Origin of the sequence: Tetragenococcus muriaticus DSM 15685 (assembly GCF_000423785.1) — a bacterium.
GTDB lineage: Bacteria > Bacillota > Bacilli > Lactobacillales > Enterococcaceae > Tetragenococcus > Tetragenococcus muriaticus.
In genome coordinates this window covers 19,624-42,866 of sequence record NZ_KE384091.1, presented here as the reverse complement: position 1 = coordinate 42,866, position 23,243 = coordinate 19,624, and the positions used below count along the sequence as shown (strand labels likewise).

General features: G+C 38.0%; 21 protein-coding genes and 2 pseudogenes. 6 read left to right on the top strand and 17 right to left on the bottom strand.

Annotation, left to right across the window (positions count from 1 at the left end; genetic code table 11):
- Nucleotides 1–173: 173 nt before the first annotated feature.
- From iadA to G577_RS0110560, 8 genes are all read right to left on the bottom strand, one after another.
- Entirely contained in the window at nt 174–1,355 is a 1,182-nt protein-coding gene (gene iadA / locus G577_RS0110595) for a beta-aspartyl-peptidase (protein WP_028791135.1), read from the bottom strand.
- Nucleotides 1,356–1,367: 12 nt separating this feature from the next.
- On the bottom strand, nt 1,368–3,092 hold the full coding sequence (yfcC, locus tag G577_RS0110590; protein WP_028791134.1) for a putative basic amino acid antiporter YfcC: 1,725 nt from the start codon (nt 3,090–3,092) through the stop codon (nt 1,368–1,370).
- A 216-nt stretch (nt 3,093–3,308) separates the two neighbouring features.
- A complete protein-coding gene (locus G577_RS0110585) occupies nt 3,309–4,481 on the bottom strand; it encodes a hypothetical protein (RefSeq protein ID WP_028791133.1) in 1,173 nt (390 codons plus the stop codon).
- Between the two features lie 180 nt (nt 4,482–4,661).
- Nucleotides 4,662–5,828 (bottom strand): metal-dependent hydrolase family protein, encoded by a 1,167-nt coding sequence (locus G577_RS0110580; RefSeq protein WP_028791132.1) that lies wholly within the window; start codon nt 5,826–5,828, stop codon nt 4,662–4,664.
- 112 nt (nt 5,829–5,940) lie between these two features.
- A complete protein-coding gene (locus G577_RS0110575; RefSeq protein ID WP_028791131.1) occupies nt 5,941–6,507 on the bottom strand; it encodes a hypothetical protein in 567 nt (188 codons plus the stop codon).
- Between the two features lie 83 nt (nt 6,508–6,590).
- A complete protein-coding gene (gene rsmA / locus G577_RS0110570) occupies nt 6,591–7,472 on the bottom strand; it encodes a 16S rRNA (adenine(1518)-N(6)/adenine(1519)-N(6))-dimethyltransferase RsmA (protein WP_028791130.1) in 882 nt (293 codons plus the stop codon).
- Complete coding sequence (gene rnmV / locus G577_RS0110565; protein ID WP_028791129.1) at nt 7,469–8,032, bottom strand: ribonuclease M5; 564 nt, start codon at nt 8,030–8,032, stop codon at nt 7,469–7,471. Before rnmV ends, rsmA begins: the two co-directional genes overlap by 4 nt.
- On the bottom strand, nt 8,029–8,799 hold the full coding sequence (locus tag G577_RS0110560) for a TatD family hydrolase (RefSeq protein WP_028791128.1): 771 nt from the start codon (nt 8,797–8,799) through the stop codon (nt 8,029–8,031). Before G577_RS0110560 ends, rnmV begins: the two co-directional genes overlap by 4 nt.
- Nucleotides 8,800–9,053: 254 nt before the next feature.
- On the opposite strand from G577_RS0110560, the gene G577_RS0110550 reads away from it, so the two are divergent.
- The gene (locus G577_RS0110550; protein WP_028791127.1) at nt 9,054–9,926 is read left to right on the top strand and encodes a metallophosphoesterase; all 873 of its coding nucleotides are present in this window, start codon (nt 9,054–9,056) and stop codon (nt 9,924–9,926) included.
- A gap of 40 nt (nt 9,927–9,966) precedes the next feature.
- Here G577_RS0110550 and G577_RS12610 read toward each other — a convergent pair whose 3' ends face one another.
- From G577_RS12610 to G577_RS0110525, 4 genes are all read right to left on the bottom strand, one after another.
- Nucleotides 9,967–11,727 carry a metal ABC transporter permease subunit gene (locus G577_RS12610; RefSeq protein ID WP_081675773.1) on the bottom strand — a complete coding sequence of 587 codons (1,761 nt, stop codon included), beginning with the start codon at nt 11,725–11,727 and terminating at the stop codon, nt 9,967–9,969.
- Nucleotides 11,720–12,451: a metal ABC transporter ATP-binding protein gene (locus tag G577_RS0110540; RefSeq protein ID WP_028791126.1), complete on the bottom strand. Its 732-nt coding sequence runs from the start codon at nt 12,449–12,451 to the stop codon at nt 11,720–11,722. Before G577_RS0110540 ends, G577_RS12610 begins: the two co-directional genes overlap by 8 nt.
- 215 nt (nt 12,452–12,666) lie before the next feature.
- A complete protein-coding gene (locus G577_RS0110530; RefSeq protein WP_028791125.1) occupies nt 12,667–13,998 on the bottom strand; it encodes a DUF438 domain-containing protein in 1,332 nt (443 codons plus the stop codon).
- A gap of 2 nt (nt 13,999–14,000) precedes the next feature.
- Nucleotides 14,001–14,228: a DUF1858 domain-containing protein gene (locus G577_RS0110525; RefSeq protein WP_028791124.1), complete on the bottom strand. Its 228-nt coding sequence runs from the start codon at nt 14,226–14,228 to the stop codon at nt 14,001–14,003.
- A gap of 166 nt (nt 14,229–14,394) precedes the next feature.
- Here G577_RS0110525 and G577_RS0110520 point away from each other — a divergent pair.
- A pseudogene (locus tag G577_RS0110520) lies at nt 14,395–14,634 on the top strand (FAD-binding protein); the annotation flags it as partial.
- Nucleotides 14,635–15,022: 388 nt separating this feature from the next.
- Here the strand turns inward: G577_RS0110520 and G577_RS0110515 are convergent.
- The 3 genes and pseudogenes from G577_RS0110515 to G577_RS11550 all read right to left on the bottom strand — a co-directional run bounded on the left by G577_RS0110515 (nt 15,023) and on the right by G577_RS11550 (nt 18,134).
- On the bottom strand, nt 15,023–15,856 hold the full coding sequence (locus tag G577_RS0110515) for a sugar phosphate isomerase/epimerase family protein (protein ID WP_028791122.1): 834 nt from the start codon (nt 15,854–15,856) through the stop codon (nt 15,023–15,025).
- A gap of 30 nt (nt 15,857–15,886) precedes the next feature.
- Nucleotides 15,887–17,203, bottom strand: a complete 1,317-nt coding sequence (locus tag G577_RS0110510) for an APC family permease (protein WP_028791121.1) — start codon at nt 17,201–17,203, stop codon at nt 15,887–15,889.
- 97 nt (nt 17,204–17,300) lie between these two features.
- Nucleotides 17,301–18,134: pseudogene (locus tag G577_RS11550) on the bottom strand (aldo/keto reductase).
- A 104-nt stretch (nt 18,135–18,238) separates the two neighbouring features.
- Here G577_RS11550 and G577_RS0110500 point away from each other — a divergent pair.
- From G577_RS0110500 to G577_RS0110490, 3 genes are read left to right on the top strand one after another with little or no spacing between them, the layout of a single operon-like run.
- On the top strand, nt 18,239–19,105 hold the full coding sequence (locus G577_RS0110500) for a fructosamine kinase family protein (RefSeq protein WP_028791120.1): 867 nt from the start codon (nt 18,239–18,241) through the stop codon (nt 19,103–19,105).
- 20 nt (nt 19,106–19,125) lie between these two features.
- Entirely contained in the window at nt 19,126–19,917 is a 792-nt protein-coding gene (locus tag G577_RS0110495; RefSeq protein WP_028791119.1) for an SDR family NAD(P)-dependent oxidoreductase, read from the top strand.
- Nucleotides 19,918–19,939: 22 nt separating this feature from the next.
- On the top strand, nt 19,940–20,722 hold the full coding sequence (locus G577_RS0110490) for a PHP domain-containing protein (protein WP_028791118.1): 783 nt from the start codon (nt 19,940–19,942) through the stop codon (nt 20,720–20,722).
- 38 nt (nt 20,723–20,760) lie between these two features.
- Here G577_RS0110490 and G577_RS12310 read toward each other — a convergent pair whose 3' ends face one another.
- Entirely contained in the window at nt 20,761–20,928 is a 168-nt protein-coding gene (locus G577_RS12310) for a hypothetical protein (RefSeq protein WP_156096338.1), read from the bottom strand.
- A 134-nt stretch (nt 20,929–21,062) separates the two neighbouring features.
- On the opposite strand from G577_RS12310, the gene G577_RS11665 reads away from it, so the two are divergent.
- Nucleotides 21,063–22,100 (top strand): plasmid pRiA4b ORF-3 family protein, encoded by a 1,038-nt coding sequence (locus G577_RS11665; protein WP_028791117.1) that lies wholly within the window; start codon nt 21,063–21,065, stop codon nt 22,098–22,100.
- 180 nt (nt 22,101–22,280) lie between these two features.
- Here the strand turns inward: G577_RS11665 and G577_RS0110475 are convergent, their stop codons facing one another.
- A complete protein-coding gene (locus G577_RS0110475) occupies nt 22,281–23,237 on the bottom strand; it encodes a DHH family phosphoesterase (protein ID WP_028791116.1) in 957 nt (318 codons plus the stop codon).
- Nucleotides 23,238–23,243: the final 6 nt, after the last annotated feature.

Sequence of the window (23,243 nt, the reverse complement as noted above, 5' to 3'; positions counted from 1 at the left end):
AGGACATAGATCCACCTGAGTTATGTCCTGAATTCAGTTTCAGGACATAGGTCCGCCTGAGTTATGTCCTGAGTTCAGTTTCAGGACATAGATCCACTTGAGTTATGTCCTGAATTGAATTTCAGGACATAGATTCGCCTGAGTTATGTCCTGAATTGTAATTCAGTAAAATCTTAACTTTTTTCAAATGTTCCCCATTTGACTGCTTGACCATTTTGAACCATGGTTTCTCCTTTGGCAATGGCACTATCAATGGATAAGTCCTTTTCGTCAAGTAATACTAAATCAGCGTCAAATCCTGCTTGCAAATGTCCTTTGTTAGAAAACTTCAATAGCTTGGCTGGCGTACTAGTAATAGCACGTAAAGCAATTTCTAAAGGAATGTTTTCCTTTTGCACACTTTCTTGTACACCAACTAGAAGTGATTTAGAACTTCCGACGCCCATTTGAACAAAGTTATTATTTTCATCAAAAATTGGTAGACTTCCTTGCCCATCCGAAGTCATAGTGATGCAATCTGGAGCTAGCCCTTCATCAATCACTTGCTTTAAGCACTGGCGAAAAGGAATAGAACCGTCTAATTCATAGGTTTGATCTGGATTTTCACTTCCTGTGATATCAAAAATGCCACCTGCTTTAGCAAAAGCAATCGCTTCGTCCAATAACTCTTGATTTCTCTCGCAATGGGTAGGATAGAAGTTACTGACGGGAATATCGGTTTCTTCTAAAGCTTGTCGAATAAAAGATAGTCGCGCTTTCCCTGGACCTACGTGAATATTGGTCACGCCTGCTTTTCCTGCCAGCAATCCGCCAACACGAGCATCCGCAACTGCATGACTAAATTCAGCAACTGATGGCGCGCCATTACGATGATCGGCAATCGCAATCTCTCCAATACCTATCACTTTATCAATGGCCATGATGTCTTTTATAACAGAATCGGTAATAGTATTCACCGGCAAACGATAACTACCTACATACATATAAGTACTTACCCCTTCGGTTTCCAAAGCGCGTGCTTTACTCAACAAAGCCATATCATCGCGACCAACACTATCTGTGCCTAATACGCCCACAACGGTAGTAACGCCAGCTGTTGTTAACTGGCTTAATTGTACTTCGGGCGTGCGATTGTGAAAGCCATTTTCCCCACCACCACCTAATAGATGAAAGTGGCTATCAATAAAGCCGGGTACCGCGATTTTCCCATGTCCATCCATTTCTTCCATATCAACACCCGTGATTGAAACGTCCAAGTGATCTTCAATAGCAATAATTTTATCATTAATAAGTAAAATATCTTTAATCCCTTGATATTCCGGAGCATAAGTTGGAATTTGTCTAATAACTTTCATTTTCCATCTCCTTTACTGATAACCAATAATAACGGCGCCAATGACAAAGGCACTTCCAATGAGGAATAAAAAGCCTTGCATTTTAATTTGGAATTTTGCCCACTGGCTCCAATCCATGTGAGCTACGCCCAAGACACCAATTAAACTAGCAGAAACTGGGGTAAAGGCATCAACAAAACCAGCGCCTAATTGGAAACATAAAACGGCAACTTGGCGAGTAACTCCAGCTAAATCAGCAAGTGGGGCCATAATTGGCATTGTCAAAGCAGCTTGTCCTGAGTTAGAAGTAACAACTAAGTTAAATAAGCTTTGGAAAATGTACATAAACCAAGCAGCGATCATAGAAGGTACGCCAGATAACAATTCCCCTACACTGTGTAAAATTGTATTTAATGCTGAATAACTGTCCGCATCAGAGCCGCCTAAAACTAACAAAATCCCTTGAGCCATACCTACAACAGCAGCAGTTGGCGCTAAATCAGCAACACCGTCTTGAAACGCGTTAGCAACGTCATTGATACGCATATTATTTACCCGCAAAATCACTGCGATAGCACCTGCACCTAACCCGATCACAAAAAATTGCGAAGCCATTTCCGGAATGGTAAATCCTTGAGCCATGACCCCATACACGATCCAACCCAATCCGATAAGTAGTTCTAACAAAATCACTTTGTGGCCTAAAGTAAAGGGACGTTCTTCTTCTGTTTGATTCGCTAAATTCTCCCGGAAGAAACCATCTGACTTATAGGTGATTGATTTTGTCGGATTTGCTTTAATTTTTCGCGCATAGCGTACAGTGTAACCACAAGAAAGCAATGTAATAACGACCCACATAATTATACGAAATCCAGCGCCTGATAAAGCTGGCAAACCAGCAATTCCTTGGGCAATCGCAATACTAAAAGGACTCATCCAAGACGTGGCGTTTCCGATCTCAGCCGCAGCAATCGTAATAGTAACTGCGGTAATCGAATCATACCCCAAGGCGATGGTAAAGGGAACAATGATAATCGAAAAAGCGATCACTTCCTCAGAGGCTCCAAATGTTGCTCCCATAAAGGAAAAAGCTACAAAGATCAAAGGAATCGCTAAATCCTGCATACCTCGAGCATTACGCAAAAAAGCATAGATGCCAGCGTCGATCGCTCCGGTTTTCATAATAATACCAAAAGCCCCACCGACAACCAAAAGCATCGCCACAATACCGATGGCAGCACTAAAGCGATCGCCTTCGACTAAGCCTTCAAATAAATAATTGAAGACACCAAAGCCATAATGGTCTTCTGTCCCCCATACGTTTGCTGTTTTACTCAAATTTTCTGAAGTATCATAAATACTTTCACCATAAAGGTCATACAGATTTTCTTCAGATAACCCGATTTCAGCTAATTGATTTAGTGAAAGTGTCTGATTTTCATCTAAAACTTGTGTCAGATCCTCTTCTTCCACTTGAAGACTGGCTAGTGTTTCCTCATCTTGTGATAAATCCTCTAGCTCCGTACGTAGCGTTTCTTGTTCTAAGGGATGCATATAACGGAATGAATCTTGTTGTAAAACTTCTTGGGTTTCCGTGCCTCCGTCGCCTGTCTCATACTCTACTTCTTCTGTACTAAATTTCCCAGCTGGTACCACCAGGGTCAAAAGCCAAGCAACCAACACAATGCCAAAAATGATGACATACGTATGCGGCATCTGTAGCCCCTTTTTCTCTTGAGTCTCTACCTCTTCTTGCATAATTATTTACTCCATTTTTTTTTACAACCATATGATACGCTCCTTCCTCCTGATTTTCAATCATTTTTTAATTAAATTTCATGAAAACAATGTATAATCATGTGTTTATATGTATAAATATAATAACAGTCGACATAAAACATCCGCAGAAATTCATTTTAGCTCATAATTTCTGCGGAGAAAGGTTTTTGTTCTATTTTTAAACAAAGCTCTTTATTAAAGTACTCTAAGAAGAATCGAAGCGATCAAGATTGAAGCAATCGATACGGTAGCAAAACCTCCTACCAACATTTTAGGCATCATATGTTCTAATAAATAATTGCGTTGTTTCTCATCGCTTGTCAAATGATGAATCACTTCTGAAGTTAAAATATAATCTGACGGAAAACCGCATAATGCCGTTAAAGAAGTCGCAAAAGCCATAGGCGTACTCATTTTCATCGTTTTTGCTAAAAGTGTTGAAGCACCAAACATTCCTAAAACACCCAAAAGAAGTAAAAGTAGGGCTTGGATAATGATGCCTTGCAAGATCTCAGGTGTTACGGTGTTTAATTGGGAAAAGATATAGGCCATTAAACCATACATTAACCAATTGAAAACTCTGGCTTGATTTAACACATTTTTTTCTAAAAATCCGATTTGATGCGCTATAACACCCAACACTAGCGCACAAATACTCGAGTCGATCGCTTCATTGGTCAACTGTGACAGTCCCATTGCCAGCAAAGCAACAAAAGCAACTTTGGCTAAAACAAAGGCACTTGTTTTGTATTGACTTGAAACTTTGATAAATTTTGGAGACTGCTTCGTTTCTTGTTGACCTTTTTCCTCTACACCCACTTGAACGCTTGGGTCATATGTTTTTAACAAACGTTGTCCTTCTTTTTTTAGCATAAGCGAAGTCAGTGGGTAGCCAACAAAACTTTGCAGGATATACATGGCAACTGGTAAAGCCAAATACATCGTTAACCCTTCTGTTTGCAAGCCTTCTGTCATCAAAGCAGTGGAAACCACGCCCCCGATTAAAGGAGGGATGGTCGCTGCAACTGTATGCCAATCATATAAAATGACCCCGAGAATCATAGTTAAGATAGAAGCCCCCAACGCTCCTGTTAGAGCAATAGCAACAGCTCGCCATTGATCTGCAAGTTGTCTGATATCCATCATTGTTCCCAAATGAACTAATAGTACGGGAACGATAATGGCAATAAACTCATCGCCAAAAGATGCTTGCACTGCAATATCTTCAGGTAAAAATGTCCAAAATCCTATAATAAATAAAATGGCTGAGATAAAAATGGATGGAATGTAGGCTTTTGAAAACGTTGAAACCCATTCTCCAATAAAAATAAATACCATAACAATCAAAAAAGCGATTAGATACTCCATAACATCCCTCCTGTATTTAAAAAATATTAAATCAAATAAACTAAAAAGTAAACCTTTTTTGGAAATTTTCTTAAAATTATCTATATTCTTTTTATTCTGATTTTGAATCAGAAGGATGCTATAAAAAAATCATGCAAGTATTAGCGCTAAAACTAATACTTGCATGATTATAATTCCTATTTATTTTACTTTCTTTCCTTTTTTATACACCGATTTTTCAGCTTGTAAGGCTTTAATATTTTCTAATGGATTATCATCTAAAATAATGAAATCGGCTAGTTTATCGGCCTCGATTGTACCGGTTTGCTTTTCAATTTGTAATAGATTTGCTGCATTGATCGTTGCTGCTTGTAATGCCTGTAAATTCGTCACACCAGCATTGACCATTAATTCCATCTCAATGGAAGAGTTTTGATCAAAATTATTAAACGCAGTGCCCGAATCTGTCCCCATAGCTAACGGAACGCCTGCTTGAGCGGCATTTCCTATGCTTTGGCTATGTGCTTCTGATAATTCTAGCGATTTTCTCACCATAAATTCAGGTAGTTGGTTAGCTTCTTGAATCATAGCCCAAGGCGCCGCTAACGTCGGCACGATATACGTTCCTCTTTGTAAAAACATCGCAATTGTTTCTTCATCTAAATAAACAGCATGTTCAATGGAATCTACACCTGCACGAAGCGCATTCTGTATGCCTTCGGTCCCTTGAGCGTGCGCATTTGCGGTCCGTCCTTTGTGATGAGCTTCTTCTACTGCCGCCTGTAATTCAGACTCTGTTAGTTGTATATCATGAGGGGTCTCTCCATCAAAAGAAACGCCGCCAGTAGCCATTAGTTTGATGTTGCCCACGCCTTTTTTCAATAAAAACCGAGCGTATTTTCTAACTTCGTCGACGCCATCAACTTCATAACTTCCTTCACTAAAATGACCGCCTGTCATTGCTAATGGGTTCCCCGAAGCCATAATTCCTGGTGCAAGGAACTCCCCCTTGCGTTCAAGCGCTGATAATTCAATATCTACCTCGGCTACTGAACCAACATCACGAATATAAGTTACACCATCAGATAATAATTTCTGTAAATTTGTCAATGCTAGAAAAGTCGAGGTAGGTGCTGTCGAATCGGGCGAACCTAACTGAGCAATTTGAGAATAAGGATCCGCCACGATGTGAGTATGCGCGTTAATCATTCCTGGCATTACATATTTACCCGCAAGATCAATGGTTTGATCTACCGCTTCTTCTTGTGTAAAGTTGCCTGTCTGATCGTCTACTACAAAATCGAAAGCCTCGAAACTTTCATTTTTCCCCGTAAATACTTTTGCATTTTTAAATAGTGTCTTTGTCATACCTTTATCAATCTTCTTTCTTTACATTTAAAGAAGTGGTAAACCTAATTTTTCTAAATGTAAAGTTTATTTCGAAATTTTCGAAAAATTACATTTATTTGCAAATAAGCTCTTATTTCCATTCTTTCGCCTTTTTAAATACTGGAATATCATACACTTTACTAAGTGGGTTGGCGACAAAAAAGGCAATATTATAGTCAATGAAGCTATGGATGACACCTCCTACGCCGATAAAACCAAACAAGGCTGTCATCATCGAACCGTCATAACTTACTTGTGCGCTTCCTCCTAAAAGGAAAAAGGCGGCTACTACCAACATTTCAATTGTTGCATGGATAAAGGCGATAACAATATTATACAATTGAAATTTTGGGGGCTGTTTTACAATGTTTGGCCATTTTTGTAAATACCAAGCCCCTAAGACGGCAAAGACTAAGTGGGACAAAGCTCGTAATGCAATAATAAAAGGCGCCGTCAACAAAAAACCAAAGGCCGCTCCTAAAGCCACAACGGTTACCACTCGTGGAGAAAAAAACATCGCAACAAATAAAGGCACATGACTAGCTAAGGTAAAAGACGCCGGACCAATGATAATACTTGGCATGACAACAGGAATTAATACGCCTACAGCAATCAACAAAGCAGAAAGTGTTAGTTGTTGTACAGAATTTCTTTTCATTTACAATCTCCTTTTTGGGGCAAAGTAACTTATATTGAGCTTAGTTTAGCGATAAAAGCACGAGCTGTCAAGACAACTCGTGCTCATTTATTTTCTTCCATTGTATTACTTAATTGAGCAAATTCTTCTAGCGATAATGTTTCCCCACGACGAGAGGGATCGATTTCTGCTTGAGTTAAACTCGTTTGCAACCAAGATTTCATCGCTGGATCTTTGCCATAATGATGTTGTAAGTTATTCCAAAGCGTTTTTCTTCGTAATTGAAAAGCACTCCTGATCAGCTCAAAAAAAGCTTGCTCATTTGATACCCGGACTTTAGGGTAAGAGCGGCGCGTTAATTTTAAGATAGCAGAATCCACATTTGGCTGCGGAACAAAAACGGTTTTAGGTACAATAAAAGAAATCTCTGTTTCCATATAATATTGGACCGCAATAGACAACGAACCGTAAGCTTTTGTCCCCGGCTCAGCATTAATGCGCTCGGCAACTTCTTTTTGGACCATCACAATCATTTCAGCTACGGGCAGTGCTGATTCTAAAAAATGCATCATAATCGGCGTAGTAATATAGTAAGGGAGATTAGCTACCACTTTAATAGGTAGTTGTTGGGTAAAATTCTCTTGGCTTATTTGTACTAAATCCGTCTGCAAAACATCCTGATTGCGTATCATTACATTCGTATATTCCTGTAAGGTATCGGCTAAAATAGGCAACAAACGTCCATCGATCTCAAAAGCCAGCACTTGTGCCGCGTTTTGTACCAAATGTTCGGTTAAAGCACCGATTCCTGGCCCTACTTCAATGACGTTACTCGTTGGTGTGATACCTGCTACTTCCACAATCTTGTGTAAAATATTAGGTTCAGTTAAAAAATTTTGTCCTAGGCTTTTTTTCAAGGTAAAACCATGACGAGCTAAAATTTCTCTTGTTCTTGCCGGTACTGCAATTTCTCTTTTATCTTTCACAAATTTTCCTCCACATGACCCATAGCTTTTTCCAGCGCTTCTGGTGTGATACGAAACATCGCTAAACGTTTTTCCAATTGTTTGCCATTAGTATAGCCAATCCGCAGTTCATCTCCCAGTAGTTCTCGGCGTCTTTTGGCTTGTGAGCCGTAAATCAACCCATAGTTCAGTAACGTTTGCCGAGAGATTTTCGCTAAGTCATTTTCTACAGCAGGAGTCACGACTTGTTCTAAAGCCGTTAATATCGCTTCATCGCTAGCATGTTCAACCCCTAAACTAGCATATTTTTTCTTGCCGCGAGCTTGATGACGCGGTAAAAATGCATGCTTTGCATCCGGCACTTCTTCCATGATGATTTTGCGAATTTTCTCTCCAGAATAATCAGGATCTGTAAAAACGATGACGCCTCGTCTTTCTTGGGCATGAATAATACGTTCGATAATTTCTTCGTTAATGGCCGAACCAATCGTTTCAATCGTATCTACTGACAATACTTCCTGCAAGCGTCGGGTATCTTCTTTGCCTTCAACGACAATAATTTCTTCTACTTTTTCTTTCATTGTTCAATACCAAATAAGCGATGGGCATTTGCTGTCGTTTGTCTAGCAACCTCTTCTACGCTTAGTCCTTTTAACTCCGCAATTTTTTCTACAACATAGCGCGTATATCCCGGTTCGTTTTGCTTTCCACGGTAAGGAACTGGGGCTAGATAAGGTGCGTCCGTCTCTACTAACATCCGATCAAACGGCATTTTTTGCGCAGCTTCTTGCACATCCGTTGTTTTTTTGAAAGTTACAACGCCACTATAAGATAGGTGCATCCCAAGATCCAAAAAGCGTTGTGCCCACTCGTAATCGCCATTAAAACTATGCATAATTCCGCCAATATCATGAATTTTTTCATCTTTTAAAATACGGTAAGTATCTTCCATAGCGTCTCGATTGTGGACACTAAAGGGCAAATTCATTTCACGTGCAATAGCAATTTGGCGACGGAAGATTTTTTCTTGCGTTTCTTTTGGATCGTCCATCCAATGAAAGTCTAATCCCGTTTCTCCTAAAGCGACCACTTTTTCTTTGCTTAATTCGTTTTGTAAATATTTTTCCACTTCTGAAGTATAACTGCCAGCTTCAGTAGGATGCCAGCCGACGATACTATAAATATTGTCATACTCTTGGCTTAGTTGTTGTGTTTTTTCTATTGTAGGGTAATCAAATCCCACAACAGCCATTTCGCTTACGCCCAATTCTTGCGCATGCTTTATGGTTTCTGCTTCTTTATTCGCAAATTCTTCCGCATTTAAATGTGTATGTGTATCAAAAATCACACAGATTTCCTCCTTTTTCGGATAGGCATTTACTATTTCTTTTTTCATAATGTTATTTTCGGATAATCCTTTGGCTTTTTCTTATCCGCTCAAGAGTAAAACTCCTTATACATCCTAGCATATTTTTCCAATTTTTAGAACTCAGAGTTTTCCAACAAAGAAAGTTTTCTCTTTTGTTCGATTGCATTTTTTCCCTAATTCCACTATCATTTTGTATAGTATATCCACGTTAAAAAGTAAAGGTGACCTATTCAATGTACATTATTTTGGGGGCTATTGTCCTCCTTCTTTTTGCTCTACTCTTTTACATGGTCTTGATTGAACCACGTCGTTTAAAAGAAAAGCACTATCTTATCAAAAAAAATAAACAAAAAGTGCTGGACATCTCTCGAGCTTTTGATCTTTATGAAAAAGAAGCTAACCTCGTGATTTGTCATTTAAGTGACTTTCATTTTTCTCGCAGCTTTAAACCACGGCGCATCAATCGGATCATCCGTTCTATTATGAATGTTTCCCCAGACTTAATTGTTTTTACGGGGGATTTAATTGATAATTATGAAAAATGGCCTGCAAAAGAAACGCAACGTCTTATCGAAAAACTTAAAAAAATGACAGCACCTATGGGCAAAATCGCGATTTTGGGGAGTCATGACTACCGAAGTAAAGGGGATAATTTTGTCAAAGCCATTTTAACAGAGAGCGATTTTACCGTTTTAGAAAACGAGGAAATCTTTGGTTCCAATGATGACGTTTCTATCAATATTGCCGGAATGGACGATACCCTAATGGGAAATCCTCAATTTCAATTTGAGCGAACCTTAGCTCAGTGGCATTTACTTTTAGTTCATGAACCAGATAGCGTGTTAAATATGGAAGACGTGCAACATTTTGACTTAGTTTTAGCAGGACATGGCCATGGCGGTCAGGTACGTTTTCCTTTTATTTTTTATAAAATTCGCGGCTCTCTCACGTATACGCATGGTTTATATCTCTTAGCTAAAAAAACATTGCTTTCGATTAGTAATGGCGTTGGTATGTCGATGCTGCCTCTACGTTTCGGTGTGCCACCTGAAGTTATTTATTATCATTTAAATAAACAACCTACAGCAACAAAAGCAAAAAAATAAATTCCATGAGACCCGTACTTCTGATCTCATGGAATTCTTTTTATTCTTGCGTTAATCCTTCATGAATTCTGTCAATATTCCATTTCATCATTGCATAGTAGCTATCTCCTTCTTCACCGGATTCAGCGACCGAATCGGTAAAGATCTCTGAATAGATAGGGATACCAGAATCTTGCGATACACTTTGCATTGAGCTAGGATTGACACTCGTTTCAACAAATAAGGATTGCACATTTGTATCATTGAGTTGATCAACCACTCTTGTTGTTTGTTCTGGCGTTCCTTCTTCTTCGGTATTAATTTCCCAAATGTAAGTGGCAGGAACATCGTAAGCTTGCGAGAAGTATTTAAATGCCCCTTCGCTAGTGACCAGTAGCTTTTCATCTTCAGGAATATCGTTAAATTTGTCTTTAGCTTCTTGGTCCAAATCTTCTAACTCATCTAGATAATTATTTAAGTTTTCTTCATAATAATCCGCGTTTTCTGGATCTTTTTCACTAAGTTGTTCTTCAATATTTTCTGCATACGTCATGCCATTTTCCAGACTCATCCAAGCATGTGGGTCTTGTTGCCCTTCGTCTTCGCCTTCTTCTAGATAAAGCGGATCAACTCCTTGACTTACAGCAAAGTAATCTTCGCCTTCTTCTTTATCTGCATTATCCATCAAGTTATTAAACCAAGCATTCCCGCCTGTTTCTAAATTCAAACCATTATAAAAGACCAGGTCCGCTTCTGTCGATGTTTCAACATCTTCAGGCAAGGGTTCATAATCGTGAGGGTCTCTACCTACAGGAACAATACTGTGTAAGTTAATCCGATCCCCAGCAATTTCTTCTGTCATATCATTGAGAATGGAATTGGTTACCACCACATCTAATTGGTCCTCTTCTTCTCCACTTGATTGCTGTTGCGCGTATAACCCGATACCTCCAGCAAATAAAGCCGCGATTGCAGCAGCGATAAAGTAGCCCTTTTTCCCGTGCTTAAGACGTTGCCTTGGTGATAAGAAGAAACCAATAACAAACATAAAGGTGGCTGTTAATACAATACTCGACCCTGCTGCAATATTAAAGCTATAACCGATAAATAGCCCTATGACTGAGGAAAGACCTCCGAGAATGGCAGAGATCACAATCATTCGTTTCAAGTGCTTCGTGTAAAGATAGGCTGTGGCTGCTGGTGTAACTAAAAGAGCGACAATCAAAATGGTCCCAACACTTTGCATAGCTGTTACAGAAACTAAGGTTAATAGAATCATTAACAAATAATGATAGACTTGCACGCGCATGCCAAAAGCTTTGGCCATATTCACATCAAAGGACGTAATCAGCAATGGACGATAAAAGAGAATAATAAGTGCAATCACTAAAATGGCAATACCAATCGTCAACCATTTATCGACGTCTTGTACAGCCAATACGTTCCCAAATAAAATATGGAATAAATCCGTTGAACTATTGGCAATACCAATTAAAATAACACCCAGTGCCAAAAAGGAACTAAAAGTAATCCCAATAGCAGTATCACTTTTAATGGTACTATTTTGCGAAATATATGTGATTAATATGGAAGCTAAAACCCCAAATACGACTGCCCCAGCAAAATAATGAACCCCCAGAATAAAAGAAAGAGCCACTCCGGGTAATACCGCGTGGGAAATCGCATCTCCCATCAAAGACATGCCTCTTAGAATAATAAAACAACCAATGGCTCCGGCTACAACACCAATAGCAATTGATGTAATCAGCGCATTTTGTAAAAAGTGGTAGTCCGCTAATCCATTAATAAATTCACTAATCATTTAAACGACCCCCTTCAACAAAAATAGCGTCGCCAAAAGCTTTTTGTAAATTCGCTTTGGTAAAAACTTCATCTATAGGGCCTTGAGCGATCAATTGTTTATTCAAGATGACTAGTTCATCAAAATATCTTTCAACTTTGCTTAGGTCATGATGAACAATGAATATTTCTTTGCCTCTTTTTTTAAAATCATCCAGTAAATCCATAATAATTTGTTCGCTCGTTGCATCAATCCCAACAAAGGGTTCATCTAAGAAGATAAGCGAAGCATCTTGTACAAAGGTACGTGCAATTAAAATACGTTGAAATTGCCCGCCAGATAGTTCGCCAATTTGATGATCTCTATAATCTTCCATTTTTACAAGTGACAATGCATGATCTACTTTTTGCCAATCCTCTTTAGTAATTCGTTGGTAAAAACGCTTTTTTGGATACAAGCCCAGCGAGACACATTCACCTACTGTAATTGGAAAAGAGTAATCAATATCATTTTTTTGCTCAACATAAGCGACTTCTTTTTTCTTTTTTTCCAACGGTTGCCCATCGACTGTAGTCGATCCACTGCCTTCCATTAGGTGTAATGCAGCTTTGATAAATGTGGACTTCCCAGCACCATTTGGGCCAATAATGCCGATAATTGCTGGCTCTTCGACAGTAAAACTTACGTCTTCTACCGCTTTATTAACGCCATCATAGCTAGCAGATATTTTATCAAACGATATCATTATATCCTCCCTATGCCCTTTGTTTTAGGTTCGCCTAATTTTATTTTCGAAGCCATTATATTATGTTCTTTTATTTTATGCAATAGAAAAAACTCACTTATCTCCATCACACCTCGTCAGAAAAGGGGGGCTATTTTTTGGCATACCTAGTATTTTTTAAATAAAAAAGTACGTATGAAGCTCTGATAAGAAACTCCTACGTACTATCTTTACATTTAATCTTTCGTAAATCCTTCAAGCAAACGGTTTTGTCCACTAATTTTTTGAATATCTGTGATGTCTTGCGTCACTTCTAAACACCCAAGATATTGATCTTCTGAGTTTTTTAGAGCAAAATAACGAATATAAATTTTACGTTCGTTAATATCAAACCAAAAATCAGCGGTGTCATTGATGCCTGCATGAAAGTCTTCTAATATTTTTTCGACCATATGCATACTTTTGGGTGGGTGACAATTGACTACTTCACGACCAATAATTGATTTCGTTCGGGGGAATACACGATGTTTTCCTTCTGAGAAAAAACGAACGTGATCATTGTGATCGACAAATGTTAGATCTACGGGTAAGACTTCAAAAATAGCTAATAGTTGATCGAGTTGTAAAATTCCGGTAGGTAGCACCACAGAATCTTTTGACTCAATATTTTGCCAATCGTAGCTTTCCTCCATCTCGTACGTCTTTTCATTAGCTAACCCTTCAGCAATCCCTTCTGTCGTTTCTTTTGCTTGTTGGATAGCCTCTTGTCTTTGAGGTTCTCGTTCTTTTTCTTTCGCATAATCGCTTGGTCCAGCTTTCCAAAGCGGCGGTTCTGGAATATAAGCAAAACCGATATCATAGCTGTCTTCTGCGATATTTTCCCAGTCCCTTAGACTAAAAACATCTAAAGTCATAGGAATCATGATCTCTTCTTCTTTAAATATCATTTCTTCAATTTCATTTTTGCTTGCTTCCCATTTTTCAAAAAGTGGATTAAATGCGGCACGTGGATTTTTAATATAAGTCAGTAACTCTTTTATCAGTCCTCGTACCTCATCGTCAACGCCCCACATCACTTGTGGCGGAGCCGTTATTCCATATTTTTCCATATAAGAAAAAATCAATGTTTCTTTACGTGTATAATGCGTGTCAATTTGTTTAAGATCTTCAATAGCAGCAGTTAATCGTGGCTTTTTCTGCCAGTCCCCGTTTTGAATTTTTTTCATCAAATCATCGATTTCATCCGTAACAAGAGACTGTAATACTTGGTTTTCTAGCTTCAAGGTATGTACTGGATGTCCAGACTGTCCGTAAGCTTCTTCTGAGTTGTGGATCTCATTGATCGAACCTTTAAAAACAGAAACATGGATATTGCATAATTTTTGGATTTCTTCTGCTTTTAACCCGCCTTGAATCAAAGACTTCTCCGCAGCAGTAATCTCTGTAACATCTACACCATCAAATTCTTCGTTAAATAATCGCTTAGCCTCTTCAAATGAACCTTCTTCGTGTAGCATAGATAAAATTTCTACAATACGCTGCTTCCGCTCTTCCTTTGTTCGCGCCATGTTTAATCTACTCCTTTAACCTCAAACCCGTGCGCCTCAAACGCTGCAATTACCTTTTCTAACGGGATCTTTTTCATTTTTGCTCCTTTAGGAATTGTCATGTAGCGCCCTGCAGTTTGCAACATTCCGGGTTTATTAATATCTGAAAAGCCTAGTTCTGTCATAATTTCTTTTGTCACAGGATATTCTTTCACTAAACTAGCGACACTTTGGGTCAAATCAATTTCCATTTCACTCACTCCTAATTAAGAATGATTCTCAGTTAATAATATTATACCTTAATTTGTATGATTATTCACTACTTCGATTAATCATTTTTATTTCAAATTTTTTCGTCTCCAAAAAAACAGAAAAAATACAAATTTATATATGTTTTTAACTTGTGATATTTTATACTTTTATGCCATAAAAATTGCCCCAGGAATCCACCATACAATGGGCGGTGTAAAAATTAATACGGATACAGAAGTCCTTGATGAAGATGAACAAGCAGTCTCAGGACTTTATGCTGCTGGTGAATTGACAGGCGGTCTACACGGGAATAATCGTATTGGTGGCAATGCAGTGGCAGATATCATCATCTTTGGTCGACAAGCTGGTACACAAGCAACAAAATTTGCTCAAGAAAATAACTAAAATGAGAAGTCCTTTTTACTGTTGCTACTCAATAGTAACTTTTATTGAGGAAAGGTTTCTTATTTCGTTATTCATTATTTGAATATTGAGGAGAGATTTTCGATTTCGTTATTCAATATTTAAATATTGAGGAATGGATTGCCAATCTTTTCCTCAATACTTTAGAAAATATAACTTATTCTGCTGTTAAATGAACATAAAGCAAGGTTTCGTTCATTTATCCCATGCTATTGAATAAAGATTTCTTATTTCGTTATTCATTATTTGATTATTGAGGAAAGGTAAAGAGAATCTCTATTCAATATAGGCGAAAAAAAATAGCAAGTACAAACCAACATTTTTCCAGAAGAGCTGCCCCCTTGGAATATGTTCTTTGTACTTGCTATTTTTATATTATATCTATCCATTGATTTTCTAATACTTTTGCCGTTTGCTCATAAGTGTAATTAGCTGTCGTTTCGATTCCCTCATTCAATAACTCATCGTTTACGACTTCAATGCCAATAAGTGCTGGTTGTACGTCTGCTTTTCTCACCATCGTGATAAAAGTTGCTAAATCAATCGCACCATCGCCAGGCGCTAATCGGTCATGCATAGCCTCATCGCGTAAAATGGCAGAAGCGTAGGGACGTTGGTAAGCGTCATTAAGTTGTATTGCAACGATATATCGCGCGTCTTCTGCGGTTAGTTCGGAGAAAGTTTGACTAGCTCTAAACCAATGCCAAGCGTCTAGTAAAATCCCTACATTTGATGCTTGCGATTGTTGGATTAATTCTTTCGCTGTAGCAAAGTCAGGAATTCCGCTGTAAGGCATAGGTTCGACGGCTATTATCAAGTCTTGCGCTCTAGCACACAACTGCGCAAGTTTTTCGGCAATTACAGTCAGAGGATCCACTTCCATCAATGCCACATTTACATGTTCTACGCCAAATAAATGACACATATGAAAACAGATTTGCTCTTTAAATTTTTCTTCATAAGAGCGCTCCTCTGCCGCCCAAGCTTGAATACACTCGACTTCTGTCACTTTTATTTGATATTTTTCTAATAGTTGTAAAAAATCTTCATCTGTCAGGCCGGTAGCTAAGGCGTCAGCGTAGGCCTCTGCTGTAAGGCCTACTCCTTCATAGCCCGCATTAGCTGCCGCGCTTATCCTTTCTTCAAATGAACAATTAGCACCTAATGTTAAAGAACTAATCGTTAATGGGATTTCTGTTGACATGAAATCGCTCCTTTTGTTTAAGCAAACCAACTACTTTTTCTTTTTCATGTAAAAATAAATCGGAACACCTATCGCTGTGACACCAATTCCTGTAAAGGCTAAACCTGGTGTAGTAATTAAAGTCATGATTAAAATAAAACCGCCGCCTAGCATCGCAATTAATGGAACGATGGGATACAAAGGGACTTTATAAGGACGTGGCATATCTGGCGCTCGTTTTCGTAAAATAAAAACAGCCAAGAAAAGTAACATGCTAAAGGACCACATCACAAAAATTAACATGTCTGTTAGTACATCAAAGGTTCCTAAAGTCATCATGATACAAGCAATGACTAATTGGACAATGACAGAAATATACGGAATTTTGGTTTTATTAGAGATTTTCTTAAAGTATTTACTAAAAGGAAATTCATCATTTAATGCTAAAGCAAATGACACCCGACTTCCGGTCATTGTATATCCGTTTAAGGCACCATAAACAGAAATTAAAATCCCCAGTGTCACAATTTTACCGCCCATATTTCCAAATAAATTATAAGCTACATCCGAAGAAGCATTTAAATTTCCGGCAATTTGTTCGGCAGGTAAAGTTTTTAAATAAACAAAATTAATCACCCAGTAAACCACTGTGACCGAACCTAAGCCTAAGATGATGGCTTTGGGTAAATCTTTTTCCGGATGTTTCATTTCTCCAGCGATATTGCCGACATTTAGCCAACCATCATAAGCAAATAAAGTAGCTAGTAGTGCCGCGCTAAATCCTTGTGCCCAAGAATTATCCCCACCGATACTTAAATCTGTAATTCCAACTTCCACTTGACCTGGTTGAATGAGACCTGCAACCACGATGACCAATATAGGTAAAAGTTTGATAAATAAGGTAAGAGATTGCACATTTGAAGCAATTTTAGTTCCCAATAAATTAATCCCTGTCACACTGACCGCGGTAATCATAGCCAGTGGCACTAAGATTCGGTCATTTAGTTGAAAAAGATGAGTGAACTGCGTCGCAAAGATAATGCTTAGTGCTGCAATATTGGCTGGAAAATAAATGATCGTTTGTGCCCAACCTAGCAAAAAAGAAGGCAATTTCCCATACGTTTCTTCAATATAACGTATAGGGCCGCCTGTTTTAGGGATAGCTGTCGCAAGTTCAGCGACAGTTAGTCCTCCACAAATGGTTAAAAAACCAGCGAATAGCCACGCAAATAAAGTCAGTCCTGCTGATTGGGTATGAGATACGACTGCAGCTGCCTTAAAAAAGACCCCTGCGCCAATGACAGTCCCCATAACTGTGGATAAAGCTCCGGAAAAGGATATTTCTTTTTTCAATGAATTATCAGCCAAATAAACGCTCCTTTATTATGTATTTTGAGAATTGTCGCTTCTCATTATAATTATTCACAGCAAAAAAGAAAGAGAAAAAACTCTTTCTTTTGCTTACTTAAAATTCTTCATATACCGCTGGATCCTGATCATTGGTGCGCCCATTTTCTTTGGTTAAACCATTGATTATTTCCATATCTTCTTTACTTAACTCAAAATCAAATATAGCAAAATTATCGAGTTGTCGCAAGTAATGTGAAGCTTTTGGAATTGGTAATACACCTAGTTGTACTTGCCAACGTAAAATCACTTGGGCAATGCTTCTATGATGTTTATCGGCGATTTTTTGTATGGTTTCATTTTGCAAAATTTGCGAAGCACGGCCTAGCGGGCTCCACGCTTGTGTAAGAATGCCTTTAGAACGATCAAATTCTCGTTGTTTTTGTTGATTAAATTCCGGATGCAATTCCACTTGATTGATCACAGGTAAAACGCCCGTTTCCTTTTCCAACTGATCAATATGTTCAGGTAAAAAGTTACTAACACCAATGGAGCGAACTAAACCTGTTTTTTGCGCATCAACAAGTGCTTGCCAAGCTTCAACGTATTGTCCTTGTTTAGGATTAGGTCAATGAATTAAATATAAATCAATATAGTCTAAATTTAAGCGAGCGACCGATTCTTCAATGGTTCTAAGGGCTGATTGGTAAGAATGATAGCGACCTGGAAGCTTAGAAGCCACTGTAATTTGGTCGCGCGGCACACTACTATTTTTAATTGCTCGTCCTACAGCTCCTTCATTTTCATAATTAAAAGCTGTATCAAGCAAACGATAACCAACATGTAAAGCTTGTTCCATCAAGCGAGTGCCTTGAGCCCCGTTTAATTTATAAGTACCAAAACCGATTTTGGGAATGCTAAACCCATCGGATAATTCATAAATTTCGTTCATATCTATTCCTCCTCAATAAAAGGATACCATATTTTTCAAGCAGGTGGTTTTTATTCGCATTCTTTTCCAACTCCTTGTTATAATAAAAAGTGGAGGTGGACAAAATGTTAAATAAACAATGGGCAGAAGAGTTGCCAGTCGATGGTATTCAAAAAATTCGCCCCGTAGCCGGTGGCGATGTCAATCAAGCTTATCAAGTGCAAACCTCAGAGGGTCCGTATTTTTTGTTAACACAACCGAACCGTTCCGCTGATTTTTATCAAGGTGAAATCGCTGGTTTAGAAGCTTTGGAAAACGCTGGTGTGACTGCACCACGCGTTATTGGAAGTGGTCAAATTGATGGCGATGCTTATCTTTTAATCACCTTTTTACATCAAGGCAGAGGTAGCGGCAGCCAAAGGGATTTGGGAAAATTAGTTGCGAACATGCACCAACATTACAGTCCAAATGGCAAATTTGGCTTTGATAAACCTTCAACTAGCTCTGATATCACCTATAGTAATGAGTGGAGTGATACTTGGCGTGAATTATTTGTCGATGAAAGAATGGACGAATTAGCTGATAAGTTGATACAAAATGGTTCATGGAACAAAAAAGACGAAGAGCAATATCAAAATGTGCGAGAAATAATGAATGAAGAACTAAAGAACCATCAAAGCAAGCCTTCCTTACTTCATGGAGACTTATGGGGAGGAAATCATATGTTTTTAACCGATGGAACTCCAGCTTTATTTGACCCGAACGCACTTTATGGAGATCGTGAGTTTGACTTAGGCTGCAGTTTGGTATTTCACGCATTTAGTGATGAATTCTATCGAGCTTATCAAGAGGCTTATCCGCTTGATCCAGGGTATGAAAAAAGGTTAAACTTCTACAGTTTATATCTTCTAATGATTCATCAATATAAGTTTGGTCCTATCTACGCAGGTGGCGTCAACCGTACAATGAATGAAATCATAGCAAATGCATAATCAAGAAAGGATGATAAAACATGGATCTAAATTTAGCAAATAAAACCGTTCTCATCACAGGTGGCGGTTCTGGCATCGGTTTAGCTACTGCTAAAGCATTAAATGAAGAAGAAGCAACCACTGTATTATTTGATAAAAAATTCGATCAATTTCATGAAGCAGAATTTACTAACCCACAACTCGTAAAAACAGTGACAGGCGATGTGCGTCAACCAGATGAGCTTGCCCAATTACATCAAGAACTAAAAGAGCAACAACTAACTTTTGATATTTTAATTCATTGCGCTGGAATTACTGGTACACAAGGTGACTTTTCCGACATTTCACTAGAGGATTGGCAAGAAGTATTTGATATCAATCTTTTCGGTGCGGTGAATACAACAAAAGAATTCCTTAGTGACTTACGTGAAAATCATTGGGGTCGCGTTCTCTTTTTATCTTCTGAAGATGCATTACAACCTTACGATGACGAAATTCCTTATTGTGCTACGAAAGCAGGTTTGTTAGCCTTATCTAAAGGACTAGCTAAAACACTGGGGCCAGAAGGAATTACTGCAAATGCGGTTTCTCCTGCTTTTATCAATACACCAATGACCGATAAAATGATGCAAAATCGAGCAGATGAGTTAAATGTTTCTTTTGACGAAGCTATTCAATCTTTCTTAAAAGAAAGAAGACCTTTTATGACTAGTTCTCGTCGCGGCTATCCAGAAGAAGTGGCTAATGTTATTACCTTTTTATGCTCAGAAAAAGCCAATTTTGTCAATGGCGCTAATTACCGGGTAGACCACAATTCAGTAGGCACCATTTAATTGTAACTAGGAGGAACTTACGATGAAGTATTATGACCAGCACTTACACACTTTTTTATCTTTTGATTCACAGGAAATTTTCGAAAATTATTTATTAAACAATCCGGCTTATTTTGTAGCGACCGACCATTTCGACTTGCATAACCCAGGCGACAATTTTCAAGATGACATCCCTGACTATGAAAAATTAACACAAAAAATTAACGAACTAAAAGCCAATTACCCTACAACATTTTTAAAGGGCGTGGAAATTGGCGTTGTTCCTGGTCAAGAAAAACAAATCAATGATTATCTCGCCCAAAACCCCTATGACTTAAAATTGTTAAGTATCCATCAAAATGGAAAATTTGATTATATAGATGATGTGGTTCTAAAAAAAGATAAATATGATGTGGCAAAAATGTATTTTGATGAAATGTCAAAAGTTCTAGGTACTTTTGACAACGCGCAAATCTTAACTCATTTTGAATATGGCTTACGCCGTCTTGATTTTACTCCCCAAGAGCTAGAAGAACATTTTGAAAAAGAGCTTACTCAGATTCTTAAAAAAGTCATTCAAAAAGAAATGGCACTAGAATTGAATGCTAAAAGTTTCGGTTATTATCAAAATGCCAATCTTTATCGTTATGTTATTCCTTTGTATAAAAGTCTTGGCGGGAAATTTTTCACTCTTGGTTCTGACGCTCACCAATCAGAAGACTATCAGGCCCTCTTTCCTGAAATGGCAGGTCTTTTAAAAGAGTTCGGCGTGAATTTTTTGGTTACCTTCCAAAAAAACGACCGCTTTCTTACCGAATTGCCTTAAAGTTAATAAAAGCAGGAAGTCGAAACTTCCTGCTTTTTTTATTTATCTTCTATTTTTTCCTCGTCGATTTTTTCAGGGTCAACTATGTCTTTTTCTGCAGCTTCTTTTTGTGCTTCTTTGAATACTTTTTCTTTTTCGTCCTTATACTCACTTTGACGTTGGGCATAGACTTCTTCTTTTGTTTGTTCTTTCTTATCCTCTGCCATGAAAATCCCTCCTCCTTTTAATTTGGGGACTAACTCTATCTTTACTATAAAGAATTTTTCTCCATTTGTAAATTATGACAACTTAAAAGCATTATCTGTTATAATAAAAGAAATTCTGAAAGGATGTGTCCTTAATGGCTAAAATCGATGATCTAATTGATAAGTACTTTCAAACCAAACAGGATGAACTTAACGACTATACTGAAAATATTGATAACCCCGCTGAACTGGTTAAGATGTTATTAGAATTTACTGATAGCATGGAAAAACCTCAAGATTTTGCGGATCTTAAACTACTGGAACAATTTTATTTAAAACATTTACCCGCCGAAACTTTAGTTTTTGCCGATGAAGTATTAGCGATTCATGAGGTTATTCTAGATTTTTATCAATTTATGCAAGAAAATAATTTCTTAACTAAAAAAGACTATCTTAATGCATTATCCTTTTTACAAAAGAATAAACATACTTTTCTTAGTAAAATGATGGATGAACAAGTTTGGTCAAGAGAAAAAAAGAAACGAATGGACGAAATGAACCAAGAAATGATAGATTCATTGCCACCTGAAATGAACGATTTTTTTCAAGGGTTAAATAATATGTTTAATCAAGAAGAGGAGAAACAATCAACTGATAATGTGATCGATTTTCCTTCAGATTACCAAGAGCCCAAGTCTTACGCTATCCAATTGCGTGTCGATTTAACTGGTTATAAGCCACCTATCTGGCGACGTGTCCTCGTTCCTTTTGATTATACTTTAGATGATTTACATGAGGTCATTCAAAATAGTTTTGAGTGGGAAAATGAACATTTATATCAATTTATGATTAAGGGCCAATTTTATCAGCCTGACACGGGCTTCATAGATGATTTTGGGGAATTTCCTCCTCAAGATACAGCTTCTATGACACTCGGCGAAGTTTTTATTTTCAATAAATCTATCGATTATATCTATGATTTTGGCGATGATTGGCAACATAAAGTGAAACTAGAAAAAGTGATTCCTTATAATGAGTTATCAAGTGCTTCGTCAAAATTAACAGGACCTGAACAATTACCCATTTGTCTTACCGGTCGACAAGATGCACCCTTGGAAGATTCCAGAGGAGAGGAAGCTTTCGCGTCTTTTGATTTAGACAAAATTAATAAACGATTATCAGAGTTAAGCTAAGAAAATAGCTGAGCGGGATGCTCAGCTATTTTTAGCTTTATAATTTTCTAGCGTTACTTTGTTAATCCAACTCTAGTTTTGTTACTTTCTAGAGCTTCTTTGTACGGCTTCCCTTCTTTTTAACATTCAGTACAAAAAATCCTGTATCCCTTACGATCAAATAAGGATACAGGTTTTTTGTTAATTATTTGCAGGAAAATCAATGCAGGCTTTTTGAATTTCTTCATAAAGCTTTTGCGCTTCTTCTAAATCTCTTACATTAGCGCCACTAGCTAAATCGTGGCCACCACCATGATAACGTTTAGCAATACCGTTAATTGCGGGGCCTTTAGAACGCATACGTACACGATAATATCCTTCAGGTTGTTGAACAAAAATTGCCCATGCCAATACATTTTCAATAGTGCCTGGCAAAGGAACGACTCCTGATGTTTGGGCATCAGAAACACCATAGTTTTCTAACATCTCTGTACTAAATGTTACATAAGCAGCTCCCGAAGGATCGATTTGCAAGTTTTCATAAACATAGCCAGATAGGCGCGCTACATTTCTTGAAATTTGTTCAATTTGTCGATTTAAAGCAGCATAGTCAAAGCCAAAGTCGATCAAATCAGCAGCAATTCGTAAGGTATGAGGCGAAGACGCCGGATACAAAAAACGTCCTGTATCTCCTACAATGCCAGCATATAACAAACGGGCCGCTTCTTTGGTCATATGTAACTCCTCAGGGAATAACTGCCAAAATTCTGCAATGATTTCACTGCAACTTGAAGCGGCAGCTTGTACCCACATTAAGTCTCCATAAGGCTCTTCATTCGGATGATGATCAATCTTAATTAATTTATCCCCCATTGCAAATCGCTCATCACTAATACGAGGAGCATTTGCTGTATCTGTCACAATTACTAAAGCTCCTTGATAAGTTGCATCGTCCACTTCTTGCATATGTGCTAAATAACCAAGACCTTCAGTGGCTCCACCAACTTGATAAATATTTTTTTCGGGAAAGCTAGCACGTAAAAGCTCAGCTAAGCCAACTTGTGAGCCAATAGCATCTGGGTCAGGCCGTTGATGGCGGTGGATAATAATTGTTTCATAAGCCTTAATTTCAGCTAAAATATTTGCTTGTACACTCATCTAGGT

Coding starts and splice junctions, on each gene's coding strand:
- iadA (WP_028791135.1), bottom strand. CDS start 1,355: ATGAAAGTTATTAGACAAATTCCAACTTATGCTCCGGAATATCAAGGG.
- yfcC (WP_028791134.1), bottom strand. CDS start 3,092: ATGCAAGAAGAGGTAGAGACTCAAGAGAAAAAGGGGCTACAGATGCCG.
- G577_RS0110585 (WP_028791133.1), bottom strand. CDS start 4,481: ATGGAGTATCTAATCGCTTTTTTGATTGTTATGGTATTTATTTTTATT.
- G577_RS0110580 (WP_028791132.1), bottom strand. CDS start 5,828: ATGACAAAGACACTATTTAAAAATGCAAAAGTATTTACGGGGAAAAAT.
- G577_RS0110575 (WP_028791131.1), bottom strand. CDS start 6,507: ATGAAAAGAAATTCTGTACAACAACTAACACTTTCTGCTTTGTTGATT.
- rnmV (WP_028791129.1), bottom strand. CDS start 8,032: ATGAAAGAAAAAGTAGAAGAAATTATTGTCGTTGAAGGCAAAGAAGAT.
- G577_RS0110550 (WP_028791127.1), top strand. CDS start 9,054: ATGTACATTATTTTGGGGGCTATTGTCCTCCTTCTTTTTGCTCTACTC.
- G577_RS12610 (WP_081675773.1), bottom strand. CDS start 11,727: ATGATTAGTGAATTTATTAATGGATTAGCGGACTACCACTTTTTACAA.
- G577_RS0110540 (WP_028791126.1), bottom strand. CDS start 12,451: ATGATATCGTTTGATAAAATATCTGCTAGCTATGATGGCGTTAATAAA.
- G577_RS0110530 (WP_028791125.1), bottom strand. CDS start 13,998: ATGGCGCGAACAAAGGAAGAGCGGAAGCAGCGTATTGTAGAAATTTTA.
- G577_RS0110525 (WP_028791124.1), bottom strand. CDS start 14,228: ATGGAAATTGATTTGACCCAAAGTGTCGCTAGTTTAGTGAAAGAATAT.
- G577_RS0110515 (WP_028791122.1), bottom strand. CDS start 15,856: ATGTCAACAGAAATCCCATTAACGATTAGTTCTTTAACATTAGGTGCT.
- G577_RS0110500 (WP_028791120.1), top strand. CDS start 18,239: ATGTTAAATAAACAATGGGCAGAAGAGTTGCCAGTCGATGGTATTCAA.
- G577_RS0110495 (WP_028791119.1), top strand. CDS start 19,126: ATGGATCTAAATTTAGCAAATAAAACCGTTCTCATCACAGGTGGCGGT.
- G577_RS0110490 (WP_028791118.1), top strand. CDS start 19,940: ATGAAGTATTATGACCAGCACTTACACACTTTTTTATCTTTTGATTCA.
- G577_RS12310 (WP_156096338.1), bottom strand. CDS start 20,928: ATGGCAGAGGATAAGAAAGAACAAACAAAAGAAGAAGTCTATGCCCAA.
- G577_RS11665 (WP_028791117.1), top strand. CDS start 21,063: ATGGCTAAAATCGATGATCTAATTGATAAGTACTTTCAAACCAAACAG.
- G577_RS0110475 (WP_028791116.1), bottom strand. CDS start 23,237: ATGAGTGTACAAGCAAATATTTTAGCTGAAATTAAGGCTTATGAAACA.